Source organism: Pseudomonas tohonis (assembly GCF_012767755.2).
GTDB lineage: Bacteria > Pseudomonadota > Gammaproteobacteria > Pseudomonadales > Pseudomonadaceae > Metapseudomonas > Metapseudomonas tohonis.
The window spans coordinates 285,512-303,571 of record NZ_AP023189.1 but is presented as its reverse complement, the minus strand read 5'-3'; the positions used below and the strand labels follow the sequence as shown (position 1 = coordinate 303,571).

Annotated in this window: 12 protein-coding genes and 2 pseudogenes; 8 read left to right on the top strand and 6 right to left on the bottom strand. The window is 52.1% G+C overall.

Features of this window, described 5'->3' with window-relative positions; genetic code table 11:
• Positions 1-210: 210 nt before the first annotated feature.
• The gene (locus HSX14_RS01425) at positions 211-1,476 is read right to left on the bottom strand and encodes a class I SAM-dependent methyltransferase (protein WP_173179288.1); all 1,266 of its coding nucleotides are present in this window, start codon (positions 1,474-1,476) and stop codon (positions 211-213) included.
• A gap of 497 nt (positions 1,477-1,973) precedes the next feature.
• On the opposite strand from HSX14_RS01425, the gene HSX14_RS01420 reads away from it, so the two are divergent.
• From HSX14_RS01420 to HSX14_RS01410, 3 genes are read left to right on the top strand one after another with little or no spacing between them, the layout of a single operon-like run.
• Positions 1,974-4,007 (top strand): AAA family ATPase, encoded by a 2,034-nt coding sequence (locus HSX14_RS01420; RefSeq protein ID WP_173179290.1) that lies wholly within the window; start codon positions 1,974-1,976, stop codon positions 4,005-4,007.
• Positions 3,997-4,692 carry a hypothetical protein gene (locus HSX14_RS01415; protein WP_173179292.1) on the top strand — a complete coding sequence of 232 codons (696 nt, stop codon included), beginning with the start codon at positions 3,997-3,999 and terminating at the stop codon, positions 4,690-4,692. Before HSX14_RS01420 ends, HSX14_RS01415 begins: the two co-directional genes overlap by 11 nt.
• Complete coding sequence (locus HSX14_RS01410; RefSeq protein WP_173179294.1) at positions 4,649-5,803, top strand: PD-(D/E)XK nuclease domain-containing protein; 1,155 nt, start codon at positions 4,649-4,651, stop codon at positions 5,801-5,803. The genes HSX14_RS01415 and HSX14_RS01410 overlap by 44 nt, the downstream gene beginning before the upstream one ends.
• 125 nt (positions 5,804-5,928) lie before the next feature.
• On the opposite strand, the gene HSX14_RS31085 is transcribed toward HSX14_RS01410, so the two are convergent.
• From HSX14_RS31085 to HSX14_RS01390, 5 genes and pseudogenes are all read right to left on the bottom strand, one after another.
• A complete protein-coding gene (locus HSX14_RS31085; protein WP_228723524.1) occupies positions 5,929-6,540 on the bottom strand; it encodes a hypothetical protein in 612 nt (203 codons plus the stop codon).
• A 174-nt stretch (positions 6,541-6,714) separates the two neighbouring features.
• Positions 6,715-7,101, bottom strand: a pseudogene (locus HSX14_RS31515) (TniQ family protein); the annotation flags it as partial.
• A 6-nt stretch (positions 7,102-7,107) separates the two neighbouring features.
• A complete protein-coding gene (locus HSX14_RS01400) occupies positions 7,108-8,013 on the bottom strand; it encodes a TniB family NTP-binding protein (RefSeq protein ID WP_173179298.1) in 906 nt (301 codons plus the stop codon).
• A 6-nt stretch (positions 8,014-8,019) separates the two neighbouring features.
• Entirely contained in the window at positions 8,020-9,930 is a 1,911-nt protein-coding gene (locus tag HSX14_RS01395) for a Mu transposase C-terminal domain-containing protein (RefSeq protein ID WP_173179300.1), read from the bottom strand.
• On the bottom strand, positions 9,927-10,715 hold the full coding sequence (locus HSX14_RS01390; protein ID WP_228723523.1) for a TnsA endonuclease N-terminal domain-containing protein: 789 nt from the start codon (positions 10,713-10,715) through the stop codon (positions 9,927-9,929). Before HSX14_RS01390 ends, HSX14_RS01395 begins: the two co-directional genes overlap by 4 nt.
• 47 nt (positions 10,716-10,762) lie before the next feature.
• Here HSX14_RS01390 and HSX14_RS01385 point away from each other — a divergent pair.
• The 5 genes and pseudogenes from HSX14_RS01385 to HSX14_RS01365 form a co-directional block, all read left to right on the top strand.
• Positions 10,763-11,383: pseudogene (locus tag HSX14_RS01385) on the top strand (ATP-binding protein); the annotation flags it as partial.
• Positions 11,384-11,696: 313 nt separating this feature from the next.
• Positions 11,697-13,502, top strand: a complete 1,806-nt coding sequence (locus HSX14_RS01380; RefSeq protein WP_146603000.1) for a hypothetical protein — start codon at positions 11,697-11,699, stop codon at positions 13,500-13,502.
• 85 nt (positions 13,503-13,587) lie between these two features.
• Complete coding sequence (locus tag HSX14_RS01375) at positions 13,588-14,391, top strand: inositol monophosphatase family protein (protein WP_111261186.1); 804 nt, start codon at positions 13,588-13,590, stop codon at positions 14,389-14,391.
• A gap of 779 nt (positions 14,392-15,170) precedes the next feature.
• Positions 15,171-16,256 (top strand): hypothetical protein, encoded by a 1,086-nt coding sequence (locus HSX14_RS01370; RefSeq protein WP_173179304.1) that lies wholly within the window; start codon positions 15,171-15,173, stop codon positions 16,254-16,256.
• Between the two features lie 351 nt (positions 16,257-16,607).
• The gene (locus tag HSX14_RS01365) at positions 16,608-16,973 is read left to right on the top strand and encodes a histone-like nucleoid-structuring protein, MvaT/MvaU family (protein ID WP_111261188.1); all 366 of its coding nucleotides are present in this window, start codon (positions 16,608-16,610) and stop codon (positions 16,971-16,973) included.
• Positions 16,974-18,060: the final 1,087 nt, after the last annotated feature.

The window sequence follows — 18,060 nt, the reverse complement described above, 5'->3', positions numbered from 1 at the left end:
TGAGATCGTAGAGCATCATCCGGCAAAAGGAATAGAAATAGGCAGAGCCATATCGAAAGCGAAACCCCAAACTGGCATGACTGGCATGACTGGCAAATAGGCATACAGTGACGGACTGTCGATACCTCCCGCCCCGACTTCTCGATCGGATGACGACAGCTCAGATTAAAGCAGCGCCCTACGACTCAACTGAAGAGCAAATGCTACTGATCACTGTATTTTTCTAAAAACCACCAAGCTTTCGGCAAGCTCTGCACGCCCCCCCTGCTGAGCGGATGAACGCATTGAACGGAAAGCCTCTATTCGCACCGTTTCGAAACCACACGTTGGTGCGAGCTCACTCAAGATTTTCGCGACTGGAATATGCACATTCGCGTACAGGCTATCACCAACAACCGCCCAAGCCTCTCCACCCGGGCTCAAACAGCTTTCGAGTGCCTTTATAACCGTGGTCATATCGGCGAAGTACCCATCAACCATATTAGGTATCCTGCGATTCCACAGCGCCTTCTGGACACCATGCAACTGGGTAGACACAGAGTCCAGCGTTTGGGACCCGCTTGGTCGAGGTCCAAACTCTCTTTGGACTTGGACGTGTGAACTTAATGTGGACTGGCGCAAGATACGGTTACTAGCTGAGTCATGCAGGTAGCCAACCATCCAAAGCTCAACATTGTAAACGTCAGTGTAATCAAATGAATTCGGGTACGGCGGAGAAAATACAGCAAGGTCAACTGTAGGCGATCTAGAAATAGTCTCGCGACAGTCACCCCGTATGAGGGTATAGCGTGTCATCGGCCTAGTGGAATACCTAGCGATCTCATACAAGGCACGCTGGGTACGCACGAGAAACTGCTGATCAACAGTCTCAGGAAGCTGACGACGTGACTGCCAATTCTGCCGATAGCGGCGACCTTTTCCACTTATGAGTACATTGCTCACATCGACCAGAAAGCCGCCGAGAATAGCTCTGAAAAACATCTGGTGGAGAGGCGTCGCCAACTCAGAAATTGCCAGCCGATAGGACTCAATACGCTGAGCAACAGCTTCCTCAAAAATCCACCGCTCATCCACACCAGGGGCGACAAAGGTCGGAGGAAGCCAACTCAAATCATGATGCCGGCACTCATCTCTTACAGCACGAATGATCTGCCCCAGATCGCGAGTGAGCATAGCTCCATCGTACGCAGCCAACTTAGCCTCGATTAAGTCGGCAAGGTAGGGGTTAACTTCCATAGTCACCGGCTCAACCCCCAAGAACTGACAAGCTAACGCCGTCGTGCCAGACCCCCCAAATGGGTCTATGCACTTGCGCACGTCTAGCGATGATTCTGAAACTGCACGCGCAACCAGTTCCGGGGCGAACGCCTCCTTGAAATGTCGCCATGTCTGAAACGGGAGCTTTTCTGCGCCGGCGTTTGTCCCCAGCGTTGGTACTTGACGACCTTTGGTCCACTGCTCAAATGCGAGCTGCATAAACGTTCCCCTGTCATTCCGCGCATTTGCATGACGCCATTTTCTAATGCTAAATATACGCATATTTTAGAGAAATACACGTATATTTCATGACCTCAAAAGACAAGGCAGAGGCCATCGGTGCCGCCCTTGCTGCCTATTTCAACGCGCAAGGGTTGACACAGGCACAGGTGGCAGAGTGCTATAACGTCTCGCAAAGTTGGGTGGGGCGAATCTACCGAGGCTATTTCGGCGCCAGAGCTGGATCGGTCCAGCAAATGTGTCGGGATGCGAGCGTTCCTTTCCTTACGGAGGTGCCATCGAGGGCAGCGGATAGCGCTACGCGATTTCGCCTGACTCAACTACTAGATAGCGTTTGGGAAGGCACCGAAGAAGATGCCTTGTGCCTAATAGACGCGTTGAGAGCAATAAAAAAGTTGCGCCAGAGCGCGGCAACCGCAAAGAGAACAAGGAACGTGCGGAGACCACATTAATGGCCAATGCACAAGGAGGTTATTTTGCGATCAAGTATTTCTCTACCTGTCATCCAACGGGTGACCATCCGAAATTTCGCGCTCTATCCAGGTCGAAATAACTCCGGACTAGATATCACATTCCCTAATGGGATAAGCGTGATCGCCGGCATTAATGGAATTGGGAAGACAACTCTTCTTACTCTACTCCTTAGAATGTTATTAGGTCCTAATGACCCAGAGAAGGCCACTCGTAGCCTCGGCCGAGCCAGTCGGCGACGCCTTGTTGGACTCAAGAAATTCGACTTCTTTTCAAAGCGCGTCCCTGGGAAGTTGGGTGATGACGCTTTTGCAACGCTATTTTTCTCGCTAGGCGGAAAAAGCATCGAGGTTTCAAGATACCTTGGTAGCTTGAAACTGAAATCAGTAAAAGTATCCGGAAAAAGATACGACCCCGAATCCGAAATAGATTTTATAGATTACCTAGGATATTTAAGCGGGCTTCTGTCTGGCTATGACTTCCATATGGTTGTTCGGTACTTGCAATTTTTTGGCGAAGATCGAATTCCTCTTCTTTGGGACGCAGGCGCACAGTTCGAGTTTTTCAAAATTCTATTCCTTGAGGACACTGTAGCATCATCGCTAAATGATGCATTTGCACAAATCCAGAAGATAGATACTGACTATCGAAACCGCCTCCACCAACTCAACAAACGAAAAGAATCTCTTCCACCTGCCGCGACAAACTCCGCAAGCATTGAGCTAGAAACGCTCGATAAAATGATTGAGGAAGCAACTGAAGCTCATATTGATGCAGAAAAGCAATTCCAGACAAGGAAAAGCGAATACGACAACCTTCAGAAAGAACTCCGCTCATTAGACAATATGTCTGATGAGGCTCAAGTGGATCTCGCTCAGTTAGAGCTTCAGTTCTCCCAGACTGATGCGATGTTTATCCTTCAAGCGCTACCATCGCTACGTGATAAAGAAAAATTTCTTATGCAAGGGTACGCGACTGGCTGCGGATGTTTCATTTGCGGAAGCAAGTCAAAAAAACAGTTGGAAAATATTGGCAAAAAGACTCGTAAAGGCCATTGCTTTGCTTGCGACGCAACAATCAGCAATCCCAAGCCAGATAATGTAACGCCTATTTCACTTCCACAAGTTCATATCCTTGAGGAGAAAATAGAAAACTTAAGAAGAAACGCGGAACAGATTGAAATTCAGCGTTCGGAAATTGAGCAAGAAATAGCCATCTCATCACAGGCCTTCAGAGAAGCGGTTAACTTAAGAAACTCAGCCTTACAAAAAAGAGAATACTTAGAGATCCAGCGCCCAAGTCAAGATCAAAAGCCGATAGTCGGATTACAAGCGGAGCTTGATAGAGAGCAAGATGCTCTGGATGAGCTCGCCGAAAACCGCAAAGAACTTACAGAGAGATATCGCGCAGCAGTCGATCTAGCCCAAGAAAGGATGGGAGTTCTTAAAGAGACTCTCGAAACAACGCTCACTGCATATGCCACTTCATTTCTACAGGAAAAGGTCAGCGTAACCTTTAGCCGTCAAACACCCTTTAAAATTGCAACTGGCGCAGACCGCGTAAACATCCCAACATTTACAATAAATATGACTTCAAGCACTCATAAAGTCGCGCATGAGCGGTTGCAGAGCAATAGTGTTTCAGAGTCACAGAAAGAATTTTTAGATTTGGCTTTCAGAATGACGCTTTTGGATATGGTCAATGATAACGGGCCAATAATGCTCGTGATCGAGACACCAGAGGCAAGCTTAGACAGTTGGTTCATGCGCAGAGCCGCAGATCTCATGCGCCGCTTCGCACCAGAAGACACGAGCACCTCCCGAAAAGTAATCGCCACCTCCAATGTTAACGGCACACAGATGATTCCTGCACTGCTAGGACTAGTGGAGGAGGATGGCTCGATTACAAAACTGCCTATAGAGCGCGAAAATCATCTAATCAATCTACTTGATCTGACACCACCTCCAGCTGCACTTGACCAGCAAGAAGTGCAGTCTCTACTGTCTGAAGAGCTAGGGAAGTTCCTTCATGCTAAGTGATCAAAAACTACTGAAACGTGATTATGAGCGGCTTCAGTTTTTACGCTGGGTGCTGTTTCTTGTAACGGCATGCGAAGCTGCCGGAATAAAGGACTTAACTCGCGCTCGATTGCATGCACTTCTCTTCATGTCATTCGCATCAGCTCGCTACTATGGATTGAAGCCATTAAGGCAAAGAGCACAACGAACGCCCCACGGCCCTTATTACCGAGCCGCGCACCTTGCGCTTGGGCACTTAGCCTTTTCAGGGCTCATAGACGTCGCAGACTTTAAGGCACACCCCTCACCAAAAGACCTGCAGTTCGAAGGAACCTTTAGATTAACGAAGAGCGGCCTGAAGGTATGCCAGGATCTGCGCCAGACCAATACGGGCGAGATTATTTACAAATTCTTGCTGGATATGTGCCTAGGAACCGCGCGCGTTATCTTAGGGGAGTCCGAAGAGCTAAGCACCCAGGACAATGGCACGTTAGACGAAATGCTTGCACAAGACTTGACGTATGTGAATGCATTGAAGCGACCAGGTAACTCATTACTTATCGAAGAGTCACCTGAGGAGATCACACCTACCGTTAAGGGACTGAACTCTATCCAACAACTGCTAAGCCAGAAAACCTTCGTTAACAGGAAAGATGTGCTCAGTGCGTATCAAACTCTCCTACGAAACCGTGCGAAGGCTGCCTAAATTGGATAATTCATCTCTTTTTTCAAAGATTGAACAAGACATAATCACTGGAATGGACTCTGCAGTCTCAGGCTCTCCTGAGGATCAGTTCATTCAAGAAGCGATTGAGTTCTATCGCTACTGGCTTAGCTCACGCCCCTCAAACGACCTAGGTCCTGACACTCAAGCCTTGTTAATGATTTTTTCTGAAACCCCTGATATAGACTGGGGGTTCACGTACCACCCCAACATACCCACCGTTAAAGTCTTTAGAAAAGGGGGCACACTGAGCGAAGGGGTCGTTGTATGCAATCAGAACTTCAGAGTAATTCTGAAGATTCATGACATCCTAACTGTCGACAATGCATACCTGTTCATTGATGAAAACCTATCGTCAAACCACACTTTCGTTTTAGCGAAATTTGGCCAACAGAAAATGCAGATTCACAGGCAAGGCCAAGAGATAGAAGAGTGGATCTACGAACCTGAGGAGATAACTGTCAAAAATGATGACATCTCGCTGACCCCAGAGACGCTAGATGAGGATTTATCGAGGTTTCATCATGAATACCTCAGTACCTCCACTGCGATCGCTGCAAGAAATATGTGGGAGGTCAAAAGTGGAAAAACGCGATCCACCTTAAAGACCCAACCAGAGCGACATGTGCAGTCTTTCCTGCTTACATACCTAAAAAGTTCCTACAGAAGGTCTGGTGTTTTTATAAACGAAGAAATTAATAATCAGGGAGGCCGCACCGACATAATAGTAGAAAGAGAAACCTCCCCTGGCTCTAGACAAAAAGTCAACACGGTTATCGAGCTTAAAGTTCTGTCATCTGCAAAAAGCTTTGAAGCTAATAGCGCCTGGGCCATAAGCGGCATTGATCAAGCAAAAAATTACGCAAACGCTGAGACTGATGCATGTTTTGCATGTCTATATGATGCGCGACGCAACAAACAAGCTATGCCAGAGCTTAAACCCCACGCCAAACAAAAGGGGGTGAGACTGGGCGAGTATCCGATGCAAGTTCCCGCAGATAGGCCAAAACAAAAGACAACCAAGGCGGCGGCAGTTAAAAAGGCGCCTATCCCAAAAAATAAAAAAGCTGTATCAGGCAGAAAGTCCAAATGAAAAATTAGAAAAACCTGCTTTTAGAATGAATCTTTCTCTCTGCATAATTACAACTAGAAAGCGCAGATAGAGGCTCAAATTCAGTCGAATGAAGCTATCCAAGATCTGATCTGACGGAGTCAAATTCATAGTAGCCGACGACGATTCCATGGCGGATGTTCAAGCTTCCAGCTATCACTCGCCGTCCACATACCAAGCAGCCGCCTTACAGCACTAGCGCTCACAGGCTCACCATTACGATTTAGGTAATGTCTCGCCTCCTGCCACTCCAGTAGTGAAGGTGAGTATGGTTTATCAAACAATTGATCGTGGATGGGTTTATAGAGCCAATAGGGCAGATCATCACTGTAGTTCAGCAGATAGGAACTCGAGACACGTGACCTCCTACAAACATCAACAAGAGCGGCTGGCCAATCTTCCAGTAACAACCGAAGCTGAGAGAGCATAATTGCACGATCACCGACCCGAAGCGCCTCCAAACAAAAGCGCGAGCCTGTCTGCAGTGGTAAATCCAGTAACCCACCATCAAGGCACATCAACTCTCGAACCCGCTTGAACCTACCTTCACCACCAAGCAACTGCAGCAGACGCTTTAGCCCTCGAAACAGAAGCAACGAATAGCAATCTCCACCAGGTAGATGGGCTGAACGCCCTTGGATCAGCGCATCAAGAATGCTCTTCTGGAAAAATAGGTTTTCTGCATCAGCAACAAGGTCACCCGCCAAGGGCTCGCGCAAATCCCAGCCGCACTTATAGCAACTCACCAAGGGCGTTTTAAGGGGAAGCAAGCGCTGGCCACAATCAACTATCGTGGGAACCACTGGGCAGTGACATCGCGGGCACTCATCAGCCAGATAGACCCCATGAATAGGGCATATCGCGCTTAGCGCGAGGCGCCAGGTACAACGAAAATAGGGTTCAACATCTTCGGCCAAACAGCGCCGACAAAACTGGAGAGAATGACCCGCTCGTTGCCTTGGGTTCCGAGCGCCACGGATGTGAGTCAGAACCCAATCACAGGAACCTTTCTGCGCAAGCTGTTCCCACAGAATGCCTTCGAATACGGAGAGCCTCGTCGAGTGAGCCGAGGAGTCTGTAACACCACAGCCTGCACCGACACCACCGACAACCGAGGCAGAAGCAACACGATCAATGTCCCGCGTCAGGAACTGAGGAGACTGAAGAAGGTGATGAGTAACGAACGGAAGCAGCTTGGTACCGTTTCCCCAAGCAAGCCGGCACAGCCACGAGCTGAATAGCTCACCCTCGAAAGGGTGAGGTCCGGTAGAGCCAGGCAACCATGCTCAGCGCTCCAAGTATCGAGTTCGGTCGGAGGGCAAGACATAGCCCAGGGCATGCAGGTTTTCCCAGGTCACCATGTCCCCAGTGACATGCTCCGTACCACTACGCACAGCCCAGCTCGCAAAGAGTCGGAGTATCTCCACCGTCTCACCCAGCAACCCTTCACTGAACTGAAGCAACCGCGTCAGCGTGGCGCGCTGCAGGATATCCATTCCCTTCTCGAGTTCCAGACGCGGCCGTATGCTAACGACGAAGGTCGCGTACTCCTCAATTCGCTCCTCGGTCCACCTACGGACGAAAATAGGTTTGAAGCGATTCGCAATGGATGAGTCCGCGGTCAGTATGTTCTGGCTTTCAGGAACACCCGAAAGGACGATCGGAATACTGAGCTCCATGCTCAGGTTCCTCAGAGCATTGAGAAACTTTCGCCTACGTGCAATCGACCCTGCAGCAATGTTGAAGAAGTCATCCAGTATCAACATCTGCACATTCAGGTGCTGACACATAACCTTTATCCGCCGCAGCTTCGAGTCCTCTGGCTCCCTTGATGCAACGTGCATCCCGAGGCTCTCCATGATCCTCGTGTACATGCGTCCTTCATCGGGTGATGGCGGCGCCTGCACCATGATTACCGGTAGTTCTATTTTGTGGGCGTTCAGGTCGTAGGGGGGATTGGCCCGATCTCGAACGCTATTTAGGATCATCGACTTGCCACTATTACTCTCGCCAAGCAGCACGAGATTGGGCATCCGGTGAGTCTTCGGGTGATCGAGCAGACTTTCAATCTGCTCACGAATCCGAACTGCACTGTCATAGCCAATCCAGCGTTCCTCACGAAAGGCAGCCAGACGTACCTTCATCTCCGGAGTGGGACGCCCAGTAAGGCAACTGACATTTAGCTTGCTCATCAGCACCTACCGCTCTTCAAAGGGAGCCAGATGAGAGAAGTCATCGACTACGGCTTTTGCCGGATCCGAGGGCGGCGAGTCGATGCGGTCAGAAGGCAGCGGCAAGGGAGGCATAGCCTTGTGGAGGCGGTCACGCTCCTTGGCCATCCGCTTTTTCCGCGGAGCCGTAGTAGGTTGCCTCGCGCCACGCCTATTGTGCGTGTCAGATCTGGACTGCTCCTCGATCCGAATCATTTCGTTTCGCGCTCGAAATATCTGCTCCTCGTTCTCGAGCTTGATCCCTCGGTCTTTCAGGAAGGATTTAATTGCCTTCAGCTCCCAGGTACTGATCCGTGGATAGGCGGTGTTGCGATAAGGAATCCGGAAGTACTCTCGTAGGTGGGGATCCCAGAAGAACAGGTAGCTAATGTCCCTAGGGTCGTACCTGAAAATAAATTCCCTGGCCTTCCGCTTGTTGCCCGGCTCCGGTGCGCCAATCCACTTATCGAGTACAGGGTCGTGGTAGAAGATGAAGTCCGACACCACTCCATATGTCTGGATGGTCCGACGCAACAGCGGCATGAAGTCGATCCTGAGCTTGTCGGGGTTTGAAGCCATTCGGATCACCCCTAGCCCAGGAATGTCGTCGCTACCGTAGAGCCCCTCTTCGTAACGCTGGATCGGCGAAACACCGAGCGCCGAATGCTTCTTGTGGTGGTATTCCCCAAAGATCAGATTCGCGAACCAGCGCTCGAACTCGACAAGCGTCATGGTGGCGTTCTTCTCGGACTTGTATTCACCTTTCTGGGCAGTGTTAGAGAATGTGGTGCCGTCCAGCTCGTGGATACGCTCAGCAAACGTGCCGAACAATCTCTCGATATGCGCGCCGTAGTTTGGCTTCTTGAGCTTGCGAAACTTCATGTTGAAGCCGTGCTCTTGGGCCGCCTCCTGAAGCATCTCGCCGTGGAATTCCTTGGCGTTGTCGGCCTGAATGACCGCAGGCTTGCTCTGGCAGATCCAAGGGAAATCAACACCTAGCCGGCCTAGCATCCCGTCCTTAGGAAGAATGGCGTTCGAAATACATAGGCCCGTGGCCAATGCACCTGGTGGATCGAAAGAGATGTACCAGCCAACCACCATCCTCGAGAAAACATCAATCGCGAGAGTGATCCAAGGCTTGCCGATAGGAATTCGGTCTTGCTCGTCGACCAATATCACGTCAGCTGGTGTGTGATCGATCTGCCATACCGCATTCAGGGTATCGGCGCCGGGCATTGAGCCTTTTATTGATCGATGATCGAGGGCTGCATTACGCCCTTCACGTTTTGCAGCTCGTTCTTCAGGGAGGATTTCCTCAATTCGCGCCATGACCGCGACCTTACTGGGGGCAGGAAGGCCTATGTTCTTGCACCGCGTTTCGATCACACGTGTTACAGCAGTCGGGCTTTTTTTAAGCTCGGTGAGGTAGTCCGAGCGGATGGCCTTCTCAATGATCTCTTCCACCCTCGGATCAAGTCGTTTGCCGCCGGCATCGAATCGACGTTTGCGGAGCAAGCAGGTCACGGATCCGTGTCGCTCCACGCGTGCTAACCATCGATAGAGAGTCGGTACCGATACAAGAAGCTGATCCGCAACCTCCTTAACGAGCGCCTCTGTTCGCGATGGCATACCAATTAGAGGTGCAATCGCGTTGTAGCGCTCGATAGCAACCTTCCAGTCATCTTCAGGAATTGCAGCCAGATCGATTTGCTCGCCAGCCTGCGCAGCGGCTTGCCCGTAGCTCTCGGTTATTTCGCTGAGCTTCAGTACGTGGTCTTCGCCGGCCAACACGTCCGAAGCCAAAATCTCATCAGGGGAAACAAATTTCCTGACGCAATAGGTTCGGCCGAAGCAGGAGATGACTGCGCCTACGTGAATAGCAACGGTTGTGGGGGTCACAAACTACCTCCTGCAATAGCCTGCGCCTGAGATGTCGGCCAGATTGGAGACTTCATATTCAGAGGCTGACCAAGGTCGATTCCTACAATCTGCTGGGTGACAAGGTGCCAGAGATACGGGATGTACTCGGCACGATGAATTGCATCTCCCCGAACCGCCTCCAAGAGTGCTCGTGGGGTAGTGGGCCCTAAGCGAACAAGCAACTCGCAGATGTGGGGAATACGCGCGTCGTACAGCTCCCGATCGCCATACATCTTTTGATAACGCAGTAAGAACCGGACGTTCTCGAGGTAGGGGGTACGGATCTCGCGCTCAGTCATCACCTTGAATCTGCAGCCATAGTCTTTAGCCCAAGCGGAAGCCGCCTTTAGCCTAGGCTTCTCCTCAGCCCATCGAGCCTTCAGCTGGGCGCGTGGCTTCACCTCAAAGATGGTGGTCCGTAGCGACGGATCGGACCGGGTTGCCAAGTCGTTATAGGCAACAGCTACATCAGGAGTGAATCTGCGTAGCCTACCCCTCTCATCGCTCCATTGAATTTTGAATGGCTGAGTGGCGTATCGAAGGACACGCCAGTCGTACTCCAGCAAGATGAGAAAGTCTTGCTCCAGTGCGGACTCCGTTCGCTGAATCTTGGCAGCCTTCTCCGTAGCGACATAGCCAGTGACGCTATATGCGCTCCTTCCGATTTTTCGAGCAGCCATCTCATACCCCTCGAAAAGACGATCGAGCCAGACACCGAAGTAAGCAGGCGAAACATCCTTGATCAAAGGTCGGGAGCTCATCATTATCAAATTCCATATTTACCCCTGTCATATATCATAATATCTGAGACAAGGACGGAGGTCGCTTCGACCTCGCCGTCGCGCTCGGCATCCTCGCCGCCAGCGGCCAGGTGCCGGCCTCCAGCCTGGAGATGCTCGAGTGCCTGGGCGAGCTGGCCCTCTCCGGCGCCGTGCGTCCGGTCCAGGGCGTGCTGCCGGCCGCGCTCGCCGCCCGCACCGCCGGACGCACCCTGGTGGTGCCACGGGAGAACGCCGAGGAAGCCAGCCTCGCCAGTGGCCTGCGGGTGATCGCCATCGGCCACCTGCTGGAGCTGGCCGCGCACCTGAACGGGCAGGCGCCCCTCGAACCCTTCGTTTCCGCCGGCCTGCCCGACCAGGCGGCCTCCTACCCCGACCTGATCGAGGTGCAAGGCCAGGTGGCGGCCAAGCGCGCCCTGCTGGTGGCGGCGGCGGGGGCTCACAACCTCCTGCTCTCCGGGCCGCCGGGCACCGGCAAGACGCTGCTCGCCAGCCGCCTCCCGGGCCTGCTGCCCCCCTTGCAGGAGCAGGAGGCGCTGGAAGTCGCCGCCATCCACTCGGTGGCCAGCCATGCCCCGCTGGATGCCTGGCCCCTGCGCCCGTTCCGCCAACCGCACCACAGCGCCTCCGGCCCCGCCCTGGTGGGCGGAGGCTAGGAGAAAACGAAATAGCTGAGACATTAACGAATAATGTGAGACAGCTTGGCGATGCAGTTTACTGCTAGCCCTAAACGTCGTAAGCCTTATACGGCGGGCTCGGCATCGCGTTTCTAGCCTCAAGCGGAGGAGCCAGCGCATCCGACGCCTTCGCCTCCATCTCGTCCAGGTCACGCTTGACGCTTCCTAGCTACGGAGGGATTGGCTACCTGTTACGGGAAATTCATACCCCTACCTTCCGTCGGCGAGCCGCTCCGTCTTATGATCCTCGGAGAGCTGCATCACAAAGCCGTTTCAGTAAGGATGGGCAGTGCCTCAACAAAAAGTCCAACGCGTTCCCTACGTGCCTTCAGCTTCTCGACAACGCACTTATGAGTGCAGCTTGTCGCTTCCTCCGGGAGACTGGGTCGTCTGGTGGTACAGCAGCCTAAGGCGCAATGGCCTGGACTACACAGTTCCCTTGGTCAATGTTGTCTTCAGGCGCTTGAAGGGCGACAAACTGACGGGCACTTTTGTTAAAAGGAGGATTGCTCTTAGCCGCCTCTGCTTTTATCAGCCCGGCTATGTCTTGGTCGACAATGTTCTCTCCGAAAGGCTTGCGACTGACGCTGAGTGGTTCGACGTAAATTTCAACCGCGCTGCTGGAAAATGGAGCTTCATGCAAATCCCCGAGCTCAAACTGAGCTCTGATGAAAGTGGATTCTTGCTACCGAAATACTGCGACAATGAGTGGGGGCTTGTATTCAAGCTTGGAAATGGCAAAAAACTCATTCTCAACTGTGTTGAGTTCTTAGTTCGTGGATATTCGAGGCGATCAGAAATTCCGCGAATCTTGGCAACCTACGAATGGTCAGAGGTAGAAAGTCGTCTATTTGCACAACAAACACCGGATAATGAGAAAATTTCAAAATGGAAAACTCCTACCGGAACAGAAAAATGGATTGTTTATCCTCACTCCGACATGGTGAAAGACGATGACGTGCTTTTAGCTCACATCGCCAACGATGAAACATACGCAGCAAACGCAGCTAAATCCATTTTCTCTCAGTTAGACCCAACTCGATTCCGTAATGGGGAAGAGCTCCCAATCACAGCTGCCCCATGGTTTAACAGCGAAACCAAACTCAAATGCCGCGGATTCTGGTCTGAGGACAAAAAGAACTTCTATTGCACTGAGCTTGTTGGTCTTGAAGAGCCAACCGGCATCCCCATCGAAGCTCGTCGCGATCACTCCACACGCACCCCAACTCCTGAGGATCGCATTGAGCAGGAGCGCCTTATCGCTCTGCGTGATGATCCAATGACAATTGTCCTGACCGACTTGAACCAGCCCCGGAGCCAGTATCCTCGTGAGGAAGTAGAGGACAGTAGCTTCGAAGTCATCAAATCTCGAGTAGTGAATAGGATTAAGGTTCCTAAGCTTACCGGTCGACAGAAGACGATTAAAAAAGACGAGCTGGAAATGGAGGATTTCAGTACCGGGGATGCCGCTGGGCAGCGCAATGACACTACTGGGAAAGCTGTTTTAGTCGACAGAGAGTTCGGCGTTAATTCATCTGGAATGCTGTATGAAATGTGGAAGTCCTTTGAGCGACTCAAAGCCGCTCAACAAATTGACCATCTGTGGTGGTTTGTTCCACCAAGTGATAAACATTCCAACAGCGATTTTCAGTGCATTGCCTTCAAAGATGACTTTAGAGATCCCCAAATAACAAAATGGCTAAGCCTTAGAAATGGCGGTCAAAGAGGGCTTCTTCTGATTCTTGTCAGAGTGCAACGGAAGTTTATTCTGATTGTTGAAATCCAGCGCGACGAGTGGATTGACAAGTATGGCATCTATAAAGAAGACAGCTTCTCTGGCCTCGTTTGTGAGGTAGCAGACTCGAGTGAGGCCACTCAAATATTCAATGAACTGAATGATTATCTCCCCAGCAGGAAGGGCGTCTTCCCAGGATTCAAAAGCTCACTCCCGAATAACATCAAGGTATTTGAGCATCGATCAACTGGGAACCCTGATGGCTGGTGCGATGCCACAGCAGTTCTGGCGCTCAGCAAGATGGAAGTGAAGGTTCGCCGTCCACAGACACTAGATACAGAGAAGCTTGAACAGGACTAAGCCGGCTCGTGTAGGGGTATGTGGGCACCCTTTGTAGCAGCGGATATGCTGGTAGTGTTCATCCCCTCCCAAGGAGAGCCTCACCTTGGACTACCTAGACCAGGTCATAGATTCAGTTCTCGCGGCTGGTGAGATTCTCGCAGCGGAGTGGCAGCGTCCAGATGGCCCTCGTGGCGCCGGCGACAAGGCTGATGTCGACATCGAAATTGAGCATGTCCTTCGCGCCGATCTCCTTGGCATAGTCAACTGCGACTTCTGGGGCGAGGAAACTGACAGCCGCTTAACGGGCGCCGAGTTCTGCTGGGTGGTCGACCCAAACGATGGGACCGCGGATTTCTTGAGTGGCAATCGTGGCTCTGCAATTTCCGTAGGCCTGCTTCGAAATTCAGAGCCAGTTTTGGGCGTGGTGTACGCCCCCATAACCGATGACCGCGGGCCAGACTACATCGCATGGGGGATCGGGCTATCTGGTCTACTCAGAAACGGCAAGAGAATTGAGCCGTACCTCAGTAACCAAACTCTCACCCCTGGATCCCAGGTGCTGGTCAGTACTGCAGCAAAGAACAAACCGAAGCTCAACGCAGAGCTCTGTGCCCCGGCCACATACGTCCCTATGCCAAGCATCGCCTACCGGCTTGCGCTTGCAGCTGCTGGCGAAGCCATCGCCGGGGTATCTCTGGTTCCTGTTGGCGCACACGACGTAGTCGCAGGTCATGCGTTGCTGATTGGAGCCCATGGAGCTCTACTGAACCAGAACGGCCTTCCAATCACCTACAGCACCCAGGCGAAGCTATCTCAAGTCTCCTCACGCTGCTTCGGCGGCGCCCCCGAAGCATGCAAGAAGCTCTCACAGAGGAACTGGGAAAAACTCTTCGCCAAGCAAGGATGAAGCAGAACGGCCAGGCTGTTGTCATTCACAAGCAGGGGCAATAAAGGCCTGGATTGGCCGAACGAAGGCAAATGCATGGACTTCAGATGAACTGGCAAACGGTCTGTGGCGAAATGGTCTTGGGGCGCGGAATCTGCGTCCCAATTTCCTAACAGCGCTGCAGGAGTTCAGCTAATGGGGTTTTATCGCTTAACTGTACTGGGTCTTCCGCCGATGAGATCCACGTATTTCAGGACCCTTGAAATGGTTCCTGCACTAGCTTTGCTCGGTCTCTGGATGCGGGGTGATCTGACGTCGACCAGCTTCGTAGCCACGATGACTGCGGCGGCGTGCTTTTATGGGATAGCACCATTGATTCTGAAGAGCCGACGGCCGCGCTGGAGAGCCGAGCTCGCTCAGCAACGAGCACACTTTGAAGCATTGCTCGCACAAGAGCAGGATCCGGTGAAACGAATGTGGCTTCGCGGAGTAATTGAAGAGCTACCTCTTCGCTTCCACCTAGCCGAGGATCCCGAACCTACTTATCAGCGGTGCAAAAGGCTTGCGCAGGTTGCGAACATTGCTCGCAAAGCTGCTTCGTGGCTATCAAAGCACTAATGGTCATGGCCTGGCTCAAGCAGTGACCTCAATCGGCTGCTCTCGCCGGTAGCTGCTTTGCGCGGACGACAGCAATCGGCCAGAAGCAGCCGGTCTTCAGGTAGCCGCTTCGAGTGGAATCTGGCCATCGATTTGTCTGTGACGCTATGCTTCACGGAAGATCGAATAGAAGGTGTTAGAAATTGTCTGCCGAGTACATTCTTGAACAATTCATTATTGGCTCGCGCTTGCAACTGAGCATCTCCGAGGAGCGCTACAACGAGCTGGCACATGCCCGAAGCGTGTTATCCGAGGCACTGGCTTTCGAACAACGCTACGAATTATTGCTTGGTAATTTTCTGGCCATGGAACTGGCCTTTACCGAAATTTGCCTGCGTGCCAAAGTGGAGCCTCAACATCGGTACGTGGACTCAGCAGAAATCCTAGAAACAGCAAATCGCCATGTCGTGAATATGCTTACGGCTATGCGAGCCTATGCCGACCAGGTAGTGCAGGACTTCAAATGCCTGGAGCTGACCCCTAGCTTCGGCGAGGTGGCTAAGTCGGAGCTGAAGAAGGCATTTTCCCGAAGCTCGGACTATCGATTTATGTGCAGTTTAAGGAACCACGTTCAGCATAAGGCTACTGCTGTTCATGGTTTTACAGCGAACAATGATGGGACGAGAGATACCAACGGCTGGGTCGAAACAGTCAGTTTTTATGCAAATAAAGTGACTCTCAGGGCGGATAAGGATTTCAAGCCTCGAGTTCTAGATGAGCAGCCTGAGAAGATCGATATTCGGCGGTGTGCACGACGAAGTGTGCAAGCGGTAGGCGAGGTGCATCTGGCTCTGCGCAATTTATCCAAAGACCAAGTAGCGCGAGCTAGGTCTGCAATTGAGCTTGCAATCCGCGAATACAAGGAAGCTGGTGCAACGTCAGCCATCGGCCTTGGTGCTCGACGCGTCGGGGATACCAGCGCAGATGTCGCGCTGCTGCTGGACTGGGATGACGTTCGACTTCGGCTTGTCGATAAAAACAGCAGCCTTCCACGGCTTTGGCCCCGCCGTAGTCATCGTGAACCGAAGGTTGAGGAGATTATCGCCCTGCGCGAGGAAATGAGGCAGACCCAAGCCCAAGCAGCAGCGCTTGTGTTCATTACCGAGGATCGCTGGCGAGACTACGAAGATGGTCTGCCGATGCCGGAGGGTCTATTTCATCTTTACAAGCTTCAGGTAGGACGCCATCCGACACACTCTCTCCAGCAATCGAAAGCTGTCGACGTCTGAAGGAATAGCTACACCGGGTTGAACTCCGTGTCAGAGCCTTACTCATGCCTTTTCAATAAGTTATGTATGAGGCAGAAGTGGGCGCCGGTGGAGGGAAGAACCTGACCAATAGCCGCTGTTGGTGATAGGCAGCTATGAAATAACGATCCTATGCTCGCACATGCCATAACGCGACAGTTACTGGTCGATAGGAGCATCACACGATAGATATCCAAAAGGCTTCGCTTAACGGTAGGCTGTCAGCGAAGCCTCTCTGGCAAAAACCATTTGCGAATTTTATAGCTATCTTTCGAGAGTGTGATCTGATGAAATGACAGCACATTAAACGCACTCGCTGATGAAGGGTCATCCATGTCCAAACTTGCTGAATTCAAAGCCCTAGAAGCTAAACTTGCCGCACAGCTTAAACAGCTGGACGAACTGAAGAATGACAGTGAGCTGAAGCGCGAAATCGAGTTTGAGGAAAAGCTCCGCGGGCTCATGGCTGAGTACGGCATCAGCCTCCCTGGTATCATTTCACTCTTGGACCCGCAGGCGAATCAGAGCGGGGCCGCCACTTCCCGCAACACACGCGGCCAACGCCGACAGCGTCAAGTTAAGGTTTATAAGAATCCGGATACTGGCGAGGTCGTTGAGACCAAAGGCGGCAACCACAGGGTGCTGAAGGCATGGAAAGAGCAATACGGTGCTGAAAAAGTAGAACGCTGGTTGCAATAACGCACCGACCCGGCAGGAAAAAGCCGCCTCCAGGGCGGCTTTCTTAAGCTGGCCAATCACATAAGAAGGTTCCTTTATCTCGGAACCCGACTGTCGTGAAATCGCTTGGGCGATCTGCCTCTTCACCGCTCGGTGAACGGTAAGATCAATGACTCCGCGGTGGTCGTACATGATCCAAGCGCCATTTCTGCGCTCAAGCCAACCAATCGCGGTCGCCTCAGCGGACTCAAACCCGCCCGAACTGCGAATACGATCGCCCTTTTGGCCAGCATGCCACCTTGATGGTGAGCTCATCCATTCCGTTGTCCTCTACCCAGGCTAACGCAGGTATCCCGTCTGGCGTCCATACATGAAGGTAGATACCGCTCTTCGGGCGGCCTGAGTGTTTGCCCATCTTCGCACCTGCCCAAAAATTATCACTAGGAATCAATCCAAGAAGACATTGAGTAAGCCCGGAAATAATCGCTGCGGTTAAGAGGTTTCGCGCGCACATTGCACGATCGGAGTGATACATCGAGCTGAGCCACTCCTGCTTAGCAAAATGTGAAAGGCCAGGCCACTCGCCGACGTCCTCGTAGCCAAACTGGCTGAGTCGTTCCAGAAATTTACTATCGTGGAATTCAAGAGCCGGACATGTCGCAGGACCCTTTCAAGGCTCCCAAAGCGATGCCCACAGAGACGCATTGGTCCTGAACCCAGCAGCTGAAACGAGTGACTCAGTGAGGTGGGATGACGATATGTGCGGAATAGCAGCCGACAGGCGGTTTTTTACAGTACGAAGCGCTTGAGCGCATGGAGGAATGAAGAGCATTGAGCCTTCTCCCAACAAGCGGCTCATGGCCACCGATTCCGCTTGGACCCTAATGAGGGAGACGTGGGGGATTTACCGCAGCATCGTTTCACCCGGTTGCAGGTGTGGTTGAGCCGACCTGCAATCAGAGTATGACGGAAGGCGCACAAGCAAGTACGCCGGTCACGGTGGCGGTCAGGACTGATCTGCGCTTGTCGAGGTGCCTGTTGAGCGGGACCATAAAAGTACGGCTTGCAAGATTCCTCCCATCCTCTTAGCCCCTAAGCATCCTGTCAT